General features: G+C 60.1%; 17 protein-coding genes. All 17 read left to right on the top strand.

What is annotated here, in order from left to right:
• Positions 1–2: 2 nt before the first annotated feature.
• The gene (locus tag FU658_RS00085; RefSeq protein WP_147890249.1) at positions 3–1,130 is read left to right on the top strand and encodes a hypothetical protein; all 1,128 of its coding nucleotides are present in this window, start codon (positions 3–5) and stop codon (positions 1,128–1,130) included.
• The gene (gene asnB / locus FU658_RS00080) at positions 1,130–3,028 is read left to right on the top strand and encodes an asparagine synthase (glutamine-hydrolyzing) (RefSeq protein ID WP_147890248.1); all 1,899 of its coding nucleotides are present in this window, start codon (positions 1,130–1,132) and stop codon (positions 3,026–3,028) included. Before FU658_RS00085 ends, asnB begins: the two co-directional genes overlap by 1 nt.
• 63 nt (positions 3,029–3,091) lie before the next feature.
• On the top strand, positions 3,092–4,174 hold the full coding sequence (locus FU658_RS00075; RefSeq protein WP_147890247.1) for a glycosyltransferase: 1,083 nt from the start codon (positions 3,092–3,094) through the stop codon (positions 4,172–4,174).
• Entirely contained in the window at positions 4,143–5,468 is a 1,326-nt protein-coding gene (locus FU658_RS14900; RefSeq protein ID WP_187265830.1) for a glycosyltransferase, read from the top strand. Before FU658_RS00075 ends, FU658_RS14900 begins: the two co-directional genes overlap by 32 nt.
• Positions 5,469–5,532: 64 nt before the next feature.
• Positions 5,533–6,705: a glycosyltransferase family 4 protein gene (locus FU658_RS00065; protein WP_187265829.1), complete on the top strand. Its 1,173-nt coding sequence runs from the start codon at positions 5,533–5,535 to the stop codon at positions 6,703–6,705.
• Positions 6,702–7,061 (top strand): hypothetical protein, encoded by a 360-nt coding sequence (locus FU658_RS00060; protein ID WP_147890244.1) that lies wholly within the window; start codon positions 6,702–6,704, stop codon positions 7,059–7,061. Before FU658_RS00065 ends, FU658_RS00060 begins: the two co-directional genes overlap by 4 nt.
• A 173-nt stretch (positions 7,062–7,234) precedes the next feature.
• Entirely contained in the window at positions 7,235–7,828 is a 594-nt protein-coding gene (locus FU658_RS00055; RefSeq protein ID WP_147890243.1) for a hypothetical protein, read from the top strand.
• A complete protein-coding gene (locus FU658_RS00050; protein WP_147890242.1) occupies positions 7,825–8,829 on the top strand; it encodes a sugar-transfer associated ATP-grasp domain-containing protein in 1,005 nt (334 codons plus the stop codon). The genes FU658_RS00055 and FU658_RS00050 overlap by 4 nt, the downstream gene beginning before the upstream one ends.
• A 645-nt stretch (positions 8,830–9,474) precedes the next feature.
• Positions 9,475–10,248, top strand: coding sequence for a YdcF family protein (locus FU658_RS00045; RefSeq protein ID WP_187265828.1), 774 nt, complete (start codon positions 9,475–9,477; stop codon positions 10,246–10,248).
• A gap of 50 nt (positions 10,249–10,298) precedes the next feature.
• Positions 10,299–11,411 (top strand): GDP-mannose 4,6-dehydratase, encoded by a 1,113-nt coding sequence (gene gmd, locus FU658_RS00040; RefSeq protein WP_147890240.1) that lies wholly within the window; start codon positions 10,299–10,301, stop codon positions 11,409–11,411.
• A gap of 2 nt (positions 11,412–11,413) precedes the next feature.
• Positions 11,414–12,355, top strand: coding sequence for a GDP-L-fucose synthase (fcl, locus tag FU658_RS00035; RefSeq protein ID WP_147890239.1), 942 nt, complete (start codon positions 11,414–11,416; stop codon positions 12,353–12,355).
• 12 nt (positions 12,356–12,367) lie between these two features.
• On the top strand, positions 12,368–13,552 hold the full coding sequence (locus FU658_RS00030; RefSeq protein ID WP_255505330.1) for a LegC family aminotransferase: 1,185 nt from the start codon (positions 12,368–12,370) through the stop codon (positions 13,550–13,552).
• A 32-nt stretch (positions 13,553–13,584) separates the two neighbouring features.
• Positions 13,585–14,736: a UDP-N-acetylglucosamine 4,6-dehydratase gene (locus FU658_RS00025; RefSeq protein WP_255505329.1), complete on the top strand. Its 1,152-nt coding sequence runs from the start codon at positions 13,585–13,587 to the stop codon at positions 14,734–14,736.
• A 2-nt stretch (positions 14,737–14,738) separates the two neighbouring features.
• Positions 14,739–15,404: a sugar transferase gene (locus FU658_RS00020; RefSeq protein ID WP_147890237.1), complete on the top strand. Its 666-nt coding sequence runs from the start codon at positions 14,739–14,741 to the stop codon at positions 15,402–15,404.
• A 50-nt stretch (positions 15,405–15,454) separates the two neighbouring features.
• The gene (gene wecB / locus FU658_RS00015) at positions 15,455–16,510 is read left to right on the top strand and encodes a non-hydrolyzing UDP-N-acetylglucosamine 2-epimerase (protein ID WP_222708316.1); all 1,056 of its coding nucleotides are present in this window, start codon (positions 15,455–15,457) and stop codon (positions 16,508–16,510) included.
• Positions 16,511–16,550: 40 nt separating this feature from the next.
• Positions 16,551–17,948 carry a mannose-1-phosphate guanylyltransferase/mannose-6-phosphate isomerase gene (locus FU658_RS00010; RefSeq protein ID WP_147890705.1) on the top strand — a complete coding sequence of 466 codons (1,398 nt, stop codon included), beginning with the start codon at positions 16,551–16,553 and terminating at the stop codon, positions 17,946–17,948.
• A 56-nt stretch (positions 17,949–18,004) separates the two neighbouring features.
• On the top strand, positions 18,005–18,694 hold a 690-nt coding region (locus tag FU658_RS00005), incomplete at its 3' end, for a dTDP-glucose 4,6-dehydratase (protein WP_147890235.1).

Genomic DNA, 18,694 nt, shown 5'->3' with positions numbered 1-18,694 from the left:
TCATGACTCCTCAATCGCTCAAAGAAAGGGGCCTCTGGCTGTATTCGAATCTGCGCGGATGGCGTACGCGGCGCAAACTAGTCGTCTTCGAAAGTGACGACTGGGGCGCCATCCGAATGCCGAGCCGGAGCGCCTACAACGCGCTTCTGACGGCCGGCATTCGCGTGGATCGTTCACCCTACGATCGCCTGGACTGCCTCGAAAACCGCAGCGACTTCGATGCGCTAATGAACGTTATCGATGCTCATCGCGACGCAAACGGCCGTCCCGCGGTGTTCACGTTTAACACGATCTTGGGCAATCCCGACTTCGATGCCATCGAACGCGACGACTTCCAGCGATTTCATCACCAACACCTCTGGGATTCGTATCAGCACTATCATGGTGAAAGCATGGCAGACAGCTGGCGACAGGCGATGGAACAAGGGTTGATTCGGCCTCAGTTCCATGGGCGCGAACATCTGAACGTGCCACGGTGGATGTCTGACCTACGCCACGAGCGCCTGGAGACCAGGATCGCGTTTCAGTACCGATTCTATGGACTCACGACGTCCACCTCGTCGCCGCGGCAGCGCGACTACCTTGCGGCTTTCTGGGCCGAGAATCCCGATGAAGTCGAGGATGCCCGCTCGCGCCTGAAGGCGGGTCTCGATCTGTTCGGCCAAACCTTCGGCTTTGGATCAAAGACATTTATTCCCTGCAACTACACGTTTCCGGATCAATTGCGTATGACCCTGGCGGATTCGGGGGTCCGCCTCATTCAGGCGCAGAGGGGCCAGTACGTCCCGGCGGGCGACCGGCCCGAAGGGCGGGTACGACGCTACTACACGGGCATGAAGAGCCCCGAAGGATTGCTGTACTCGGTGCGAAATGTCTCGTTCGAGCCTTTCGAAAGCCAGAATGTCGACTGGCTGGCCAGCACGCTCCGCGGCGTTCAGGAAGCCTTCGCGGTGGGCAAGCCCGCGATTGTGTCCACGCACCGCGTCAATTATGTCTCCGGAATGGATCGCGTCCATGCGGCACGGAGCGTTCGGCTGCTCGACGAACTGTTAGAGAACATTCGAAGGCTCTGGCCGTCCGTCGAATTCCTGTCTTCCGATGATTTGTTGACGCAAATGGAGTCAAGTTGATGTGCGGAATCGCGGGATTCGTCGACTTTGCCGGCCGGCTGGGTGAGCCTGACGTGCGATCTATGGTGGCCAGCTTGCGGCACCGGGGGCCGGACGACGAAGACGTTCTGGTGATTGATGGCCTTGCGACAAGGGTCGGTTTGGGACACGCGCGGCTGTCTATTCTGGACCTCACCGTAGCCGGTCGTCAGCCGATGTGCCGCGGGCCGCTTTCAATCGTCTTCAATGGAGAGATCTATAACTACCGCGAGATTCGAAAGGAATTGATTGCACGCGGCCACGCATTCCAAACGGAATCAGATACCGAAGTGATTCTTCATTCATTCTCAGAATGGGGGATCAGGTGCCTTGATCGCTTCATAGGCATGTTTGCGTTTGTCCTGTGCGACGCGCGAAGCGAGCAGGTATATTTCGTCCGGGATCGGGTGGGCGTAAAACCTCTCTATGTCTATCAACACCAAGATTGCTGGCTGTTCGGCTCCGAATTAAAGGCGCTCAGGGCCAACCAGGCGTTCGATGCCCAAGTGAGTCAGTCGGGCCTGAGGTCATTCTTCGAGAATGGTTATGTCGCGGACGACGGCTGCATCTATGAGAACTGCAACAAGGTGGATGCGGGAACTTACTGGGTTCTTAGCCTGAAGACGCGGCGATGTGAACGTGTTCTTTGGTGGGATTACGCGCGTCTCCATGAAGCGCCCAAGCTGGCACTAGAATTCGAGGACGCAGCCGACGCATTGGAAGCGTTGTTGAAGTCCGCTTGTGACTATCGGATGGTGGCAGACGTGCCGGTAGGAGTTTTTCTGAGCGGCGGCTACGACAGCACGGCTGTCGTCTCCCTGTTGCAGTCCGCTGCATCATCGAGGATCAAGACGTTTACCATCGGTTTTACCGAGGGAAACGACGAGGCCCCGCATGCCCGCGCAACGGCGCGCTTGCTGGGCACGGATCATCATGAATTGTACTGCTCGCCGGCCGACGCATTGCAGACGATTAGCCAGCTGCCCGAAGTGTACGACGAACCATTTGCGGACAGTTCTGCAATCCCGACACTTCTGGTTAGCCGCCTGGCGCGGAATAGTGTGAAAGTCGCCTTGTCGGCTGATGGGGGTGACGAACTGTTCTGCGGCTACGACTCGTATCCGACCACAGCACGCCGGATCGCGCGCATGAGCCTGATTCCCCCGGGGCTGCGCGGTGTCGCAAGTCGATCGTTGAAGGTGGCCGAGCATCTTCTTCCAAAGTCAAGACACGCATTGCGACACCAGATACTTGGGTTGGGGGAGAGTCTCGTGCCCAACAACGCCCTGATGGCTCAACGCCTCCATGAGCGTTCAAAGAAAGTTCCGCGGTCTATGCTCGACCAGCTTCTACCCGGTGATCGTGAGTCGCGAATCCCAAGTCAGCAACGCTGGCCTCGTGGGATGGACCCGGTGGAGGCAGCGATGGGTCTGGACTACCAGACCTATCTCAAAGACGACATTCTCACCAAGGTTGACCGGGCTACGATGTCCGTAGGATTGGAGGGAAGGGAACCTCTCCTCGACCATCGCGTCGCGGAATTTGCGGCTCGTCTTCCCTTCGATTTCAAGTATGACGGTTACACGACGAAGCGCATCCTTAAGCATATCGTGCATCGTCATGTCCCGAAGGAGATGATGACGCGACCTAAGGCAGGGTTCTCGCTTCCGATCATGAAATGGCTCCGAGGCGAGCTGAGCGAGCTTTTGTCTGAAACATGCTCACCCGATCAGCTTCGTAACTCAAACATCCTAGATCCGCACGTCGCCGAGTCTTGGATCAAGAGCTTCAAAGACGGTCGCTTTCACTATTCGCCGCTCATATGGCGCATCTTCATCTATCAACTGTGGGCAGTTAGGTGGTCTAAACCTTTGCCATAGTAAGTCGTAAGAAGTTGATCAGCGATAGAAGCGGATGGCATCAAGCAAAACAGAGATAAATCCTTGAAAACGATCTTGATCGGTCTCCATTCGCTATGCACTGGTGGCACCGAACGTGTGGCATCGACGTTACTGAATGATTTTTCAGAATTACCCAACTTAGAGGTGCACTGCATTCTGTACGGCAACAATCCTGAGGTTTACTACGAAATTTCGCCAAAAGTTAAGATGCATACCCCAGATTTCAAATTTTCCGGGCGACAAAGAATATTATCAACACTCAGGACCATGGTCTTCATTCGCCGCGTTGTCCGTCAAACCCAGCCCTCAGTATTTCTTAATTTTGGAGAATACTGGAACAATCTAGCCTTGCTTTCCGTCAAGGGTCTTGGTGTCGAAACCGTTGTGGCCGATCGCTCTAACCCGAAGAAATCGCTAGGCGCTCTTCACGAATTCTTGCGGACGTGGCTGTATGGAGCCGCATCGTGTGTCATTGTCCAAACAGGCCGTGCAGCACGCGTACTCAAAGAGAAGATCCCAAAGCACCGCAAGATCGAGATCATACCCAACCCGCTCGTATCTTGGCCAAACGCGTCAGGGATGCCCAGGAGGCGGGAAGTTCTCTTCGTCGGACGCCTCATCCCTTCCAAGAATGTCGATCGACTGGTGCGCATGTTTGCTGCCGCGCGGACTGCCGACTGGCGACTCATCATCGTCGGTGATGACGCCCAAGGGTTCTCCGAGATGGAAAAGCTCAGGCAAATAGTGTCGACACTCAAGATCGATCGATGGGTAAGCTTGGAAGGAAAACAAAGGAAGGTAGCTGATTATTATAGCCGCGCTTCGATTTTCGCTTTTGCCTCGGATTCCGAAGGATTTCCAAATGCGCTATCTGAAGCATTATCTTTTGGTTTGCCTTGCATTGCATATGACTGCGACGCCGGCCCCGGAGATCTCGTGATCGACGGATTCAATGGCTATCTGGTGAAGACGCATGACGAGCAGAAATTCACGCAAAGATTAACTCAGCTCATGGCTGATCAAGACCTGCGCGCGAAGTTGGCAACGAATGCCAGGTCGTCCGTGGGGCATCTGGCCAGTGCCCGGATCGCGAGTGAGTTCCTGCGCGTATGCGAAGGCGCGTAATGACTGCATCGACAGAATTCAACGGGACCGCGTCATTGCCGATGGCCATAGACGGCAATACTGCGGAGAGCTTTCGATCTTGAGAATTGTACAGGTCAACTCGGTCTACAACACGGGCAGCACCGGCCGTATCGTCGAAGGGATCGCCATGGCGGCCCGTTTGCGTGGTCACCGCACCTGGGTTGCCTACGGGAGACCATCAAACCCCGGCCCGACCGAAGCGTATCGAATTTCTGGACCCTTGGATCATGCGATGCACGGCCTATATTCGCTTGCATTGGATGGTCACGGCTTGGGTTCAGCGACGTCGACGCAGCGGATGATTCATTGGTTGGACAGTCTTAATCCGGACCTGGTGTGTTTGCACAATGTGCATGGCTACTATCTGAACATTCCGATCCTGTTTGATTGGTTGCGGAGAACACGCACGGCCGTTGTGTGGACGCTTCATGACTGCTGGCCGCTCACAGGGCACTGTGCCAACTTTGATCGTTTCGGTTGCGAGAAATGGCGGAATGGTTGCGGGGGTTGCCCGATGACTTCCTTCTATCCACGCAGCCTTACAGACAGGAGCGCGCAAAATTGGGTTTGGAAGCGGGATCTTTTCACGCAGCTTGATAACGTGACGATCATTACGCCAAGCCGGTGGCTGCAGAGCATCGCTCGACAGTCTTTTCTTGGCAGTTTCCGGATCGACTGCATTCCGAATGGAATTGATCTGGATGTCTTTGTTCCGAGAGCCAACGATCCGAGACCCAACGATGATAACCGCCCGGTCGTGTTGGGCGTTGCAAACCATTGGAGCGACGCCAAGGGTTTGGCAGACTTTTCTGCATTGCGCAAGCTGCTGCCTGACTTCTACCGAGTGGTGCTGGTGGGTGTTGAGGCCAAACATCGGAGTCGTCTTGCCGAAGGCGTGGAGGGTCTCCCCCGAACCCAGGACATCCATGCTCTGGCTAAACTTTACGCAGACGCTCGGGTTTTCGTGAATCCGACTTACAGCGACAACTTTCCGACAACTAACCTCGAAGCCCTGGCGAGCGGTACGCCGGTGGTTACCTACGACACCGGAGGCAGTCCGGAGTCATTGGAGCCTCATGTAGGAAAAGTCGTCGAGAAAGGAAATGTTCGTGCGATGGCTGAAGCAATCATCGATGTTTGTGCGATGAATCGAGAGAAGATGCGTCAGGATTGTCGGGTGCATGCGGTAAAGCATTTCAACCGCGACGAGCGATTCTTCGACTATGCCATCCTTTTCGAACAACTGCTGTCGGAAGGCGGCTCTTCGCATTGAATTGTCGGCATTGCGTTATGCCGTTCAATGCATCTTCCTATTTGCCAGAAGGCATGCTAAGCGTATGAACCCAAAGCCTTTGGCCACTATTCGGCGCCTGGTTATCGTCAATCAGGCCGCCAACTACCTTACTATCGGCTTCGCCAATGCGTTCAACCGCCGATTCGAATCGGTCACGCTGATCGCGGGTAGCGTACATGTTCAGGGCGAATCTTTGGCTCCGGACATCAAGGTGCGGCACATCAACCGCTGGCACGAGCGGCCTGCGCTAAGAAAAGCGGTCTCGTTCGCTGGGGCGCTGGCACGCATGTGGTGGTTGCTGATGACGCGCTATCGCGGGCATGAGGTCCTGTTCGTCTCGGTCCCGCCCATGGGCTACCTATTGAACCTGGTCTTGCCGCACCGATTCAGCATGGTGATCTGGGACATCTACCCTGACACGCTGAAGATCACGGGAATGCGAGATTCTCACCCCTTGTACCGCGCATGGGCTTGGTTGAACCGTCGCTCATTCCGCAAGGCCCACCGGATCTTCACCATCAGCGAGGTGATGGCGGACGCACTGGCTGTCTATGTGCGGCGCGAACGCCTCCTGATCCAGCCGATCTGGGCCATGTTCCAGGGCGGCGAGCGAATTGCTAGGGAAGAGAATCCTTTCCTCAGGGATCAGGCTGTAGGAGGGCGATTCGTGGTGCAGTATTCGGGCAACATCGGCGTGACGCACAACGTCGAATTGCTCATAGACGTAGCCGAGCGACTGAAGGGCGATACGCGTATCCTGTTCCAGATCATCGGTCGAGGTCCACGTGAGCCCGCAATCCGTCGCCGTGTTGAGCAAGCCGGTCTGGCCAATGTGCAGATGTTGCCGTTTCAGTCCGATGACATGTTCCCTTACTCGTTGTCCGCGGCCGACTTGGGCGTTGTCGTGCTGGACGCGCGTGTAGCCCAAGGCTCGGTGCCGAGCAAGGCCTATAATTTGATGAGCATGGGCGTTCCGTCGCTCTATGTTGCGCCACCCGAAAGCCAATTGGCGCGTGATGCCGAGCGGTTCGGGCACGCCCGCTGCATCGATGCGGCGAACATAGACGAGATCGTCCGCTGGATAGAGCATCTGGCCTCTCGCCCGCCCGAACTGGACCAGATGGCGGAGAACGCCAGGGCGGCTGCAGCCCGGTTTTCACGGGCCAATGCCGATCGTTTCGCCGACCTCTACTTCGAGCCCGACCACGAGCCATGATCAAGCAGAAGCTGCTCGACAACCTAAAGAACCTGCGCGGTTGGCGCAGCAATCGCAAGCTCGTGGCATTAGCGGTGGACGACTATTGCAATGTGCGAGTGGCCTCGCGCGTAGCGCGCGACCGCTTGGCGGCCTCTGGCCTCGACCTGTCGTCGCACTTCGACCAGTTCGACGCGATGGAAACCCGGCAAGACCTGGAAGCGCTCTTCGAAGTGCTGGATAGCGTTCGTGACGGCACAGGCGACCCGCGGTTTTCACGGCCTATGCGGTCTCCGCCAATCCTGATTTCGCCCGAATCCGATCTACTAGGCGAGGCTACGAGTATGAGTCCGTTCCTGTCACGTTCGCCCGTCTAGCGGCTGAGCAGCCCGCCGCCTATGAAGGCGCCTGGGCACTGTGGCAGGAAGGGCGCGATCGCGGTCTGATCCGGCCGCAGTTCCATGGCCGCGAACACCTGAATGTCGAGTTGTTCGAGCGGAAGTTGCGGTCGGGTGCGTCAGACTTGAGAACTAACCTGGAGAACGGTTGCATGGCGGCGCTTGCCGACGATCCGGAAATGCCGGGCGTTGGCTTCACCGAGGCATTTGCGTTCCATGACGTCGGCGAACTCGACAGCCATGCACGGATCATCCGGGATGGCCTCGACGTCTTTGCAAGGAACTGGGGCTTCCGCTCGGAGACGTTCACTCCGCCCGCACAGACGCTGCATCCCTCATTGTTCGACGTGGCCGGGTCGGCTGGCGTGCTGGCGATCGACAAGCCGTTCCGATGCACCCGACCCATGGGCAACGGTACAAGCCGCCGTGAGTTCAACTGTAGTGGTCGGCAATCCGGTCAAGGCCACGTTACCGTGGTCAGGAATGTCGTGTTCGAGCCGGCCAGCGAACGGGGCTATGAGCCCGTGGCGCACGCCGTGCAACAGGTGTCCGCGGCTTTTCGCTGGCGACGGCCCGCCATCATAAGCTCGCATCGGGTCAACTTCTGCGGTCACTTGAGCGAGTCGCATCGCAAGAACAGTCTGTCTGCGTTGCGCGCTCTCTTGTCGGACATTGTGCAGCGCTGGCCGGACGCCGAGTTCGTCAGTGTCGATCATCTGGTGCGAGAAATGGATTGCAGCGCATGAGCTTTGTCCGAAGGATCGCCTACCTTGGCTACTATCTGCGTCGAATGCAGTGGGCGACGCTGTGGCGATTCATGGGTCACGTCAATACACGCCATGGCATCGGCCATGTTCGGCAAGCCCTGGCTGTCGTGCGAGACTCGCTGCGATACAACATTGCCCCGCTCGAGTGGTACCAATTCGGATTCTTCGGGATGGATTCCGCCGCCAAGTCTCTCTGGGCGGGAACTGGCACCATGTACGAGTTCCAGTTGCTGTCCAACCCCCGGCCAAGCCGGGGCGTACTCAGCGACAAGCGACACTTCTACCTGGCCTATCGCGAGTTCTTCCGACATCCGCTGTGGAGTATCGACGAGTTCAGGCAAGACCCCGGTCTGGCGGATCGCGTTCTCGCCCAGCAAGATCGACTGGTATTCAAGGATGCTACCGGCAACTGCGGGGCCAGTGTCCGGATCCACCACAGTTCGGAGCTGCAGGCGGAGCATTTGGCCGAATGGATGCAGCAACATGGGTTCGACATGGTCGAGGCATTCGTCGAACAACATTCGCTGCTCAGCGCGCTGTCGCCCTCGGGCGTGAATACGGTTCGCGTCTTCACGCTCGTCGACCGCGCGGGCCAGTATCGCGTTCTGGGCTGCCGACTGAGGATTTCGGTGAACTCGCCGGTTGACAACATGGCCGCAGGTAATCTCGCCGCGCCGATCGACGAAGCGACGGGCATTGTCAATGGCCCTGGCGTCTACTCGGACATCACCAAGGCGCCGGAGTCCCTCCATCCCATCACCCGGACACCGATCGTTGGCTTCCAGGTTCCGTTCTGGCCGGAGACATTGGACATGGTTCGTCGCGCCAGTCTGCTTCATCCGCAGAACCGCTCGATCGGCTGGGACATCGTGATCACACCGGAGGGGCCCGGGCTGATTGAAGGGAATCACGACTGGTGCAAGCTCGTGTGGCAGCTGCCGGTGCAGCGAGGACTTAAACATTTGCTGGCTGCGTCATGATCACCCGCGTTCTGCTAGTGATAAAACACCGATTGCCTTGGCTTTGGGCAGTCGTAGAGAGGCTCAATACACTGGTGTACGGGCTGCTCTGTCGTAGAGACATGCAGCTGCAGGTTAAACGAGCCTTTGCCAACTTTGAGTTGAGGGGGTTCGAATTCAGACCATTGAGTGACACAGACCTGCACGATCTTCAATCCCTGATTCGATCACAGGGTGAGGAGCGACTTCGCTACTTCCGACCTCATGGCTTTGATATGGCGAGTCTGAAGCGCATGCACACAAACTCAGCGTTCCTGATGTTTGGCGTATTCTGCGGGGAGCGACTCGTGGGCTACTTCTTTCTTCGTTGCTTCTGGAACCGCAAGTGCTTTGTCGGGCGTTTGATTGATGAGCCGTACGAGGGACGGGGGATCGGCAGAGTGATGAACCAGATCCTGTACCACTGTGCCTGGTGGTCCGGCTTCAAGTGCTTGACAACGATATCGAAGCACAATGCAGCCATCATGCGGTCTCACCAGAGGAACCCTCATGCCCGCGTAGTGGGTTCGTTGGCAAACGATTATCTGCTCGTGGAGTTCGTACCCTTGGCTGCTGGTGATGGTACGGGACTGTGAGTCCTTTGGGTCCCGATTTGTGAGCAGTGTGATGTACGAGTTCGTGAAGTCGATCTCGCTAATTTTCTATCCGTTGGGCCTGGGGTTGTCGCTCGCTGGGGTCGCGTTGGCGCTTTGGCATCTTGGGCGGCAGCGGCCCGGCGCTGTCGCACTGGGGGCGGCGATCCTGGTCCTGTGGGTCTTCTCGATGCCTGCGGTGGCCGACCGCATGATGGCAGCGCTTGAGCGTGGTTGGTCTGATGTGCCAGTGGAGTCGCTGCCCGAGGCAGACGCGGTTCTGGTACTTGGCGGGGCGTTCGGCACCGGCAACGGCCAGTTCCTTTACCCCTCTGCCGGCGGGGCGGTCGACAGATACTGGCATGGGGCCAGGATCTACCATGCAGGCCGGGCGCCGCAGGTCATCCTCAGCGGAGGTCGACAGCCTCATCGCACCGGTGGGCTTACCGAGGCCGAGGCCGGGGCGATGTTCCTGGCCGATATGGGTGTGCCGCGGGAGGCCATGATCCTTGAAGCACGGGCGCAGACCACCCGGGGTCATGTGGAGGAACTGGCGCCGCTGCTGGCCGAGCATGGGATCAGCTCGCTGCTGGTCGTCACCTCGGCCGCGCACATGCGGCGCTCGATCGCCACGCTTTCCGCGCTGGAAGTGACCCTTGTGCCGGTCGCTACCGGTTTCTCTGTGTCAGACGAGCCGGAATTCCGGCTGCGACGGCTGCTGCCAAGCGCTGACGCACTCTCACGCAGTACGCGCGCCATGCACGAGCACATCGGACTGGCCTACTACCGGATTCGCGGCTGGGCCTGAGGGCTGCCGGCACCTACCATTCACGATTGAAGAACGGAAGCGACAACCAGATGACCAAGAAAGCATTGTTGACCGGAGTCACCGGCCAGGACGGGGCCTACCTGGCCGAGTTCCTGCTCGAGAAGGGCTATCAGGTGCACGGCATCAAGCGCCGCGCATCCCAGTTCAACACGCAGCGCATCGACCATATCTATCAGGACCCGCATGAGCCCGATCAGCGCCTGGTGCTGCACTACGGGGATCTGACCGACTCCACTAACTTGATCCGGGTAGTGCAGGAAGTCCAGCCGGATGAGATCTACAACCTGGGTGCTCAAAGCCACGTGGCGGTATCTTTCGAGAGCCCGGAGTACACCGCCAACAGCGACGCCATGGGCACGCTGCGGCTGCTGGAGGCGATCCGGATCCTGAAGATGGAAGACCGGGTGAAGTTCTACCAGGCATCCACGTCGGAGATGTTCGGCGAGGTGCAGGAAGTCCCTCAGCGGGAAAGCACGCCGTTCTATCCACGCTCACCCTACGGGGTCGCCAAGCTTTACGCCCATTGGATCACGGTCAACTACCGGGAGTCCTACGGCTTGTTTGCGTGCAGCGGTATCTTGTTCAACCACGAGTCGCCCCTGCGTGGCGAGACGTTCGTGACCCGGAAGATCACCCGGGCCCTGGCGCGGATCTTTCTGGGCCTGGACGACTGTCTGTATCTGGGCAATCTCAACGCCCTGCGCGACTGGGGCCACGCGCGCGACTACGTGGAGGCGCAGTGGCTGATGCTGCAGCAGGAGCAGCCCGAGGACTTCGTGATCGCCACGGGTAAGCAGAATTCAGTGCGCGACTTTGTGGTGGCCGCCGCAAGGCGCCTTGGTATGGAGATCGAGTGGAAGGGCGAAGGCGCCGACGAGCATGGCGTGCTGGCTGCTGCTCCCGATGAATGCAAGGCCCGACCGGGTGCCCGGATTGTGGTGGTGGACAAGCGCTACTTCCGCCCGGCGGAAGTTGAAACGCTGCTGGGTGATGCGAGCAAGGCGAAGGCGAAGCTGGGCTGGGAGCCCCGCATCAGCTTTGACGAGCTGGTCTCGGAGATGGTGGAGAAGGATCTGGAGTGGGCACGGCGTGACGCGCTGATCGAGAAGAGTGGCTACCGCTCCTACCGGTTCCGGGAATGAGCATGGAGTCCAACAGCAGCATTTTCGTGGCCGGCGGCCGCGGCATGGTGGGCAGTGCGATTGTCCGGGCCCTTGCCGCGCAGGGTTTTGGCAACGTGGTGGCACCCGCGCGCTCCGAGTTCGACCTCATGGATCAGGCGGGGGTGGCGGCCTGGTTCCAGGCCCATCGCCCGGAGTACGTGTTCCTGGCCGCTGCAAAGGTGGGCGGGATCCATGCCAACGACACCTATCCGGCCGATTTCCTCCACGACAATCTGGTGATCGAGGCCAACGTGATTCATTCGGCCTGGAAGAACGGCGCGAAGAAGCTCTGCTTCCTGGGGTCGTCGTGCATCTACCCAAAGCACGCGCCGCAGCCGATGAACGAGGACCACCTGCTCACCGGCCCGCTGGAGCCCACCAACGAGTGGTATGCGATAGCGAAGATCGCGGGGATCAAGATGTGCCAGGCCTATCGCCGCCAGCACGGTTTCGACGCGATCAGCCTGATGCCGACCAATCTGTACGGGCCGGGCGACAACTACCACCCCGAGAACTCGCACGTGCTGCCGGCGCTGATCCGGCGGTTCCACGAGGCCAGGGAGGAGGGGCGCGCCAACGTGGTGATCTGGGGCACCGGTATGCCGCGGCGTGAATTCCTGCACGTGGACGACCTGGCGGACGCCTGCGTGTTCCTGATGCGACGCTATTCGGGCGAGCAGTTCGTCAACGTGGGCGTGGGCAAGGACATCTCCATCCTCGAATTGGCTCAGCTGGTTGCGGACGTGGTGGGCTACGAGGGAGGGATCCTGACCGACCCGGACAAGCCGGATGGCACCCCGCGCAAGCTGCTGGACGTATCGCGGCTCGAGGCACTGGGGTGGCGGGCCTCGATCGGGCTGGAGGAGGGGATTCGCGGTGCGTACCAATGGTTCCTCGACAATCGCGAAACGGCCAGGGTTTAGGGGCGGGCGCCAATGAACGGTGAGGGTGAAAATATCGCGCGGCGGCTCGTGGACATGGTGTCCGGGCTCTATGCGCCCGAACGCAAGGTGTTGCTGCACCGTCCGGTGTTCGAGGGCAATGAGAGACCGTACCTAGTTGACTGCATCGACTCCAACTTTGTTTCCTCCGTGGGGGCAAAGGTGGTGGAGTTCGAGCAGCACATCGCCGCTTACACTGGTGCGAAGTTCGCCATCGCCACCGTCAACGGCACCGCCGCCCTGCACGTGGCCCTGCAGCTGGCCGGCGTGCAGCGCGACGATGAGGTCATCACCCAGGCGCTGACCTTCATCGCCACCTGCAACGCGCTCAGCTACGTGGGCGCACATCCCGTATTTGTGGATGTGGACCTTGACACGCTGGGGCTTGGCCCGGAAGCGCTGAGCCGCTGGCTGTCCGAGCACGCCGAGCTGCGCGACGGACAGGCCTGGAACCGCAGCACCGGCCGGCGCATCTCCGCATGCGTGCCCATGCATACCTTCGGTGTTCCGCTACGAATCGAGGAGATCTGTGCGATCTGCGACGCGCACGGCATTGCCGTGGTCGAAGATGCCGCAGAATCACTTGGCAGTTGGGGGGGTGACCGCCACACCGGCACATTCGGTCGGCTAGCCACCCTCAGTTTCAACGGCAACAAGGTGATCACCACCGGTGGCGGCGGCATGATCATCACCGATGATGAGGCGCTGGCACGCCGGGCCAAGCACCTGACCACCACCGCCAAGGTGCCGCACCCGTACGAGTTCGTGCATGACGAGGCGGGCTACAACTACCGCATGCCCAACCTCAATGCCGCGCTCGGCTGTGCGCAGATGGAGCTGCTGCCGAAGATGCTGGAGATCAAGGCAGAGGTGGCGGCGAGCTATCGCGAATTCTTCACCGGCACCGGCGTGCGCTTCGTCGAGCCACTGCCGGGCACCACCGCCAACTGGTGGTTGAACGCCATCGTGCTGGAGTCGGAGTCCGACCGCGACGCGCTGCTGGAGTACACCAACAGCCGCGACGTGATGACCCGCCCCATCTGGCGCCTGATGTCGCGACTCCCCATGTTCGAGCACTGCCAGCACGACGGTCTGAAGAACTCGCGCTGGCTGGAGGCCCGAGTGGTCAATCTGCCGTCCAGCGTGCCGGAAAGCGAATTCCATAGGTTGAAGCAATGAATATGCTGGAGTTGATCGGGCGGGATCGACCGTTGTTTGAGACTGATATCGCTCGCGAGGAGGACACGCTGACTTCGCGTGTGCGCGACAGCCGCTTCCTGGTGATCGGCGGTGCCGGGTCCATCGGTCAGGCCGTCACACGAGAGATCTTCAAGCGCCACCCGAAGGTGCTCCATGTCGTGGACATCAGCGAAAACAACATGGTCGAGCTGGTGCGCGATATCCGCAGCACGCTGGGCTACATTGAGGGTGACTTCCGCACGTTCGCACTGGACTGCGGCAGCCGCGAGTTCGGTGCGCTGATGAACGCCGGGCAGGGCTACGACTACGTGCTGAATCTGTCGGCGCTGAAGCACGTGCGCAGCGAGAAGGACCCCTTCACGCTGATGCGCCTGGTCGAGGTGAATGTCCTCAATACAATCGCGACGATAGCCCAGGCAAAGGCCAACGGAGCGCGCAAGTACTTCTGCGTGTCCACCGACAAGGCCGCGAACCCGGTCAACATGATGGGGGCCAGCAAGCGCATCATGGAGATGTTCCTGATGCGCGCCAGCCTGGACCTGCCGATCTCCACGGCGCGCTTCGCCAACGTGGCGTTCTCCGACGGTTCGCTCTTGCACGGCTTCAACCAGCGCTTTGCCAAACGCCAGCCGATCTCGGCGCCCAACGACGTGCGCCGCTACTTCGTCACCCCGCAGGAGTCCGGCGAGCTGTGCCTGAGTTCCTGCCTGCTGGGCGAGAACCGTGACATCTTCTTCCCAAAGCTCAGCGAGGCGCTGCACCTCACGCGGTTCTCCGACATCGCCGTGCGCTACCTGGAGTCGCTGGGCTACACACCGCACGAGTGCGACAGCGAGGACGAGGCGCGCGATCGTTCGGCCGAGCTGATCGCCGCCAAGCGCTGGCCGGTGTACTTCTTCGCCAGCGACACGACCGGCGAGAAGGACTTCGAGGAGTTCTTCACCGACGCCGAGGCGCTGGACATGGACCGCTTTGAGACCATCGGCGTGATCAAGAACGAGCCGAAGTTCGATGACGCGATTCTGCAGCATTTTCTGACCCGCATCGTCGAGATCCGCGCACAGCCCACCTGGGAGAAGGCGCCGATCGTCGACCTGTTCAACGAGATGATTCCGGCCTTCCAGCACAAGGAAACCGGCCGCTACCTCGACAGCCGGATGTGACCATGCAGCGTTTTCTCGACATCGTTTTTTCCGGATTGGCCTTGCTGGTGCTGTCGCCGTTGCTGGTGCCGATCGTGCTGGTGCTGCGGTTCTCTGGCGAGGGCGAGATCTTCTACGTGCAACAGCGCATCGGGCAGGGCGGCAAGCTGTTTGGGCTTCTGAAGTTCGCCACGATGCTGAAAGACAGCCCCAACCTGGCCACCGGCACCGTGACGGTGAAGGGCGACCCGCGGGTGTTGCCGGTGGGGCAGTTCCTGCGCAAGACCAAGCTCAACGAGCTGCCGCAGCTGATCAACATCCTGCGCGGTGACATGAGCGTGATTGGCCCGCGCCCGCAGACAACGCGATGCTTCGAGGCATTCCCGGAACAGTCCAAGGCGGAGATCATAAAGGTTCGCCCGGGGCTGTCAGGCATCGGCTCGATCATTTTCCGCGACGAAGAAGAACTGATGCACCAAGCGAACGACCCGGAGCGCTTCTACGACGACGTGATCATGCCGTACAAGGGCGCATTGGAAGAGTGGTACGTGGCGAATCGCGGACTTTGGACCTACTTGGCCTGCATCTTTGTCACCGCCTGGGTGGTGGTGCTACCGGAATCGCGGCTGGCATGGCGGAGCTTTCCGGGCCTGCCGACGCCCCCTGATTCACTGAAGCACCTTCGCTGAGGAGCTTTGCAATGTTAGTTGATGTCATAGCAGGAGCTCGACCCAATTTCATGAAGATCGCCCCGATCCTGCACGCCATGCGGGCGCGCGCGGAAGAGGGCGGTCCGCTGCACTGGCGGCTGGTGCACACCGGGCAGCACTACGACCCGCGCATGTCCGGGGAATTTTTCGAGCAGTTGGGGATTCCCGCGCCGGACGTCAATCTGGAGGTGGGCTCAGGCACCCAGGCGGAACAGACCGCGGGAATCATGGTGGGCTACGAGAAGTTGCTGATGGCAGAACGTAGCGCCTGCTGTCTGGTGGTGGGCGATGTCACTTCGACCATGGCCTGCGCGATCACTGCACAGAAGCTGCATGTTCCGGTGGCGCACGTGGAGGCCGGCATTCGCTCCGGCGACTGGACTATGCCTGAAGAGATAAACCGCTTGGCCACTGATGCGGTGACTGACTGGTTTTTCACCACCAGCGAAGTGGCCAACTCGAATTTGCGCCAGACAAATGTTGGAAACGAGCGCATTTTCTTCGTCGGAAATACAATGATCGACACGCTGCTGGCGAACATGCAACGCCTGCGCGCACCGGCATTCGTTGACGAGCTGGGGTTGGAGTCAGGCGAGTATTTCGTGACCACCCTTCATCGGCCCGCCAACGTGGACAGCGGCAACGGCTTTGCACGATTGCTGGACGCGATTGGCGCAGGCACCCGTGGTTTGCCGGTGGTGTTTCCTGTGCACCCGCGTTCTGCCAAGACGCTGCGTGCGCTGCCAGGTCTCCCGTCGAACATTCACTTGGTCGATCCGCAGCCCTACCTCGAATTCAACTGGCTGGTGAAGCACGCGAAGGCTGTGATAACCGATTCCGGCGGCATCACGGAAGAGACCACAGTCATGGGTGTGCCATGCCTCACCCTTCGCGACAACACAGAACGACCGGAAACAGTGGAGCTCGGGACGAACGAGCTGATCGGTACCGATCCAGTCAGACTGGGGCCGGCCCTCGACCGCCTGTTCGCCGGGCAGTGGAAGCGTGGCAGCGTGCCACCGCTTTGGGATGGACGGACCGGTGAGCGCATCGTCGCTCACCTCGAGCGTCTTCTATGCGAATGACACCTGCCATTTCCGTCACCCGACTCAGCAAGGCAGCATAATGATCCCTGTCATCCTTTGTGGAGGCTCGGGCACCCGCCTGTGGCCACTATCCCGGGAAGCGTTCCCCAAACAATTTCTTCCCCTCGTCGGTGAAGTCTCCATGCTGCAGGCCACGTGGCAGCGTGTGCGGTCGTTGGCATCGGCAGCGCCGCTCGTGGTCGCGGGCGAGGACCACCGATTCATGGTGGCCGAGCAGCTCCGCGAGGCAGGCTGTTCTGGTGCGACTATCCTGTTGGAGCCTGCGGCCCGCAATACGGCACCCGCTATTACCGTAGCGGCTCTGGAGGCGATGCGGGACGGCGACGATCCACTGCTGTTGGTGCTGCCGTCTGACCATGTGATCGCAAATGTGGATGCCTTTACCACTGCCGTCGCGCAGGCCGTCCCAGTGGCCGAGGGTGGGGTGCTGGTGACGTTCGGCATCATCCCCTCCGGCCCAGAGACCGGCTACGGGTACATCAAAGCGGAGGCCGGGCAGGGTGTCCGCAAGGTTGCTCGCTTTGTAGAGAAGCCGAATGCAGCGACCGCCGAAGTCTACGTGTCCAGCGGCGATCATTTCTGGAACAGCGGGATGTTCCTCTTTCGCGCTTCCGTCTTCCTGGCGGAGCTCGAGCCCGAGCAGCCGGCAATGTTCGCGGCTTGCCGCGAAGCGCTGGAAAAGGCTCGACGCGATGAAGATTTCGTCCGCCTTGACAAGGTGGCATTTGAAGCCTCCCCTTCGAACTCCATCGACTACGCGGTGATGGAGCACACGCAGGCCGCTGCCGTGCTGCCGGTTGAGATGGGCTGGAATGATGTGGGCAGTTGGGCCGCGTTGTGGCAGGTGGCCCAGCAGGATGGCGAGGGCAATGCCCACCACGGTGACGTCATCGCTCTGGGCTGCCGTGACACTCTGGCCTGGGGCAACGGCAGGCTTGTGGCGCTATTGGGGCTGCAGGACGTCATCGTGGTGGATACTGACGATGCTGTGCTCGTGGCTCATAAGGACAAGGTGCAGGATGTCAAAGAGATCGTATCCGCATTGAAGGCTCAGGGTCGCAGTGAACCCACCTGGCACCGTAAGGTCTACCGTCCCTGGGGTAGTTATGATTCCATCGACATGGGCGAGCGTTTCCAGGTCAAGCGCATCACCGTCAAACCAGGCGCCGCGTTGAGCCTTCAGATGCACCACCATCGTGCAGAGCACTGGATCGTAGTCAGTGGTACTGGTCGCATCACCCGCGGCGACGAGGTGATCTTGCTCGCTGAGAACCAGAGCACCTACATTCCCCTTGGTGTGAAGCACCGCCTCGAAAACCCTGGGCGCGTCCCGCTGGAGCTGATCGAAGTGCAGTCGGGCAGCTACCTTGGTGAGGATGATATCGTCCGCTTCGAAGATGTTTATGGGCGAGGGTGACTCAACCGCTGCACTGGTACTCAAGAAGCTTAATTTTTCGAAGTATTGGATTTGAAATGAGTACTTGGCTAGTCACCGGCGGCGCCGGCTTCATCGGCGGCAACTTCGTGCTGGGTGCGCGGCAGCGCGGGCAGGCGAAGATCGTCAACCTCGACGCGCTGACCTATGCCGGCAACCGACACTCGCTGGAGGCCCTGGCCGAGGACGCCGACCATGTCTTCGTGCACGGCGACATCGGCGACCGCGCGCTGGTCGACCAGTTGCTGGCCGAGCACCAGCCCGATGCGGTCGTGAACTTCGCCGCCGAAAGCCACGTCGACCGTTCCATCGACGGCCCGGCCGCGTTCGTGCAGACCAACGTGGTCGGCACGCTGAGCCTGCTGGAGGCCGCGCGAGACTACTGGCGTGCCCTTCCGGACGACCGCCGCGCAGCGTTCCGCTTCCTGCACGTGTCCACCGACGAGGTCTACGGCAGCCTGGGCGAGACCGGCAAGTTCACCGAGGAGACGCCGTTTGCCCCGAACTCGCCGTACTCGGCGTCGAAGGCGGCGTCCGACCACCTGGTGCGTGCCTTCCACCACACCTACGGGCTGCCGGTGCTGACGACGAACTGCTCGAACAACTACGGCCCGCTGCAGTTCCCCGAGAAGCTGATCCCGCTGGTGATCCAGAAGGCGCTGGCCGGCGAGCCGCTGCCGGTCTACGGCGACGGCAGCAACGTGCGCGACTGGCTGTTCGTCGGCGAC

It is taken from the genome of Alkalisalibacterium limincola (assembly GCF_008017755.1).
GTDB classification, from domain to species: domain Bacteria; phylum Pseudomonadota; class Gammaproteobacteria; order Xanthomonadales; family Xanthomonadaceae; genus Alkalisalibacterium; species Alkalisalibacterium limincola.
Note: the sequence above shows the minus strand (reverse complement) of the source record. Positions and strands in the feature narration are given on the sequence as shown.

What these genes read in the sequence shown, in the direction of transcription:
- FU658_RS00085 (WP_147890249.1), top strand. Translation starts at nt 3, where the DNA reads ATGACTCCTCAATCGCTCAAAGAAAGGGGCCTCTGGCTGTATTCGAAT.
- asnB (WP_147890248.1), top strand. Translation starts at nt 1,130, where the DNA reads ATGTGCGGAATCGCGGGATTCGTCGACTTTGCCGGCCGGCTGGGTGAG.
- FU658_RS00065 (WP_187265829.1), top strand. Translation starts at nt 5,533, where the DNA reads ATGAACCCAAAGCCTTTGGCCACTATTCGGCGCCTGGTTATCGTCAAT.
- FU658_RS00060 (WP_147890244.1), top strand. Translation starts at nt 6,702, where the DNA reads ATGATCAAGCAGAAGCTGCTCGACAACCTAAAGAACCTGCGCGGTTGG.
- FU658_RS00055 (WP_147890243.1), top strand. Translation starts at nt 7,235, where the DNA reads ATGGCGGCGCTTGCCGACGATCCGGAAATGCCGGGCGTTGGCTTCACC.
- FU658_RS00050 (WP_147890242.1), top strand. Translation starts at nt 7,825, where the DNA reads ATGAGCTTTGTCCGAAGGATCGCCTACCTTGGCTACTATCTGCGTCGA.
- FU658_RS00045 (WP_187265828.1), top strand. Translation starts at nt 9,475, where the DNA reads ATGTACGAGTTCGTGAAGTCGATCTCGCTAATTTTCTATCCGTTGGGC.
- gmd (WP_147890240.1), top strand. Translation starts at nt 10,299, where the DNA reads ATGACCAAGAAAGCATTGTTGACCGGAGTCACCGGCCAGGACGGGGCC.
- fcl (WP_147890239.1), top strand. Translation starts at nt 11,414, where the DNA reads ATGGAGTCCAACAGCAGCATTTTCGTGGCCGGCGGCCGCGGCATGGTG.
- FU658_RS00030 (WP_255505330.1), top strand. Translation starts at nt 12,368, where the DNA reads ATGAACGGTGAGGGTGAAAATATCGCGCGGCGGCTCGTGGACATGGTG.
- FU658_RS00020 (WP_147890237.1), top strand. Translation starts at nt 14,739, where the DNA reads ATGCAGCGTTTTCTCGACATCGTTTTTTCCGGATTGGCCTTGCTGGTG.
- wecB (WP_222708316.1), top strand. Translation starts at nt 15,455, where the DNA reads ATGAAGATCGCCCCGATCCTGCACGCCATGCGGGCGCGCGCGGAAGAG.
- FU658_RS00010 (WP_147890705.1), top strand. Translation starts at nt 16,551, where the DNA reads ATGATCCCTGTCATCCTTTGTGGAGGCTCGGGCACCCGCCTGTGGCCA.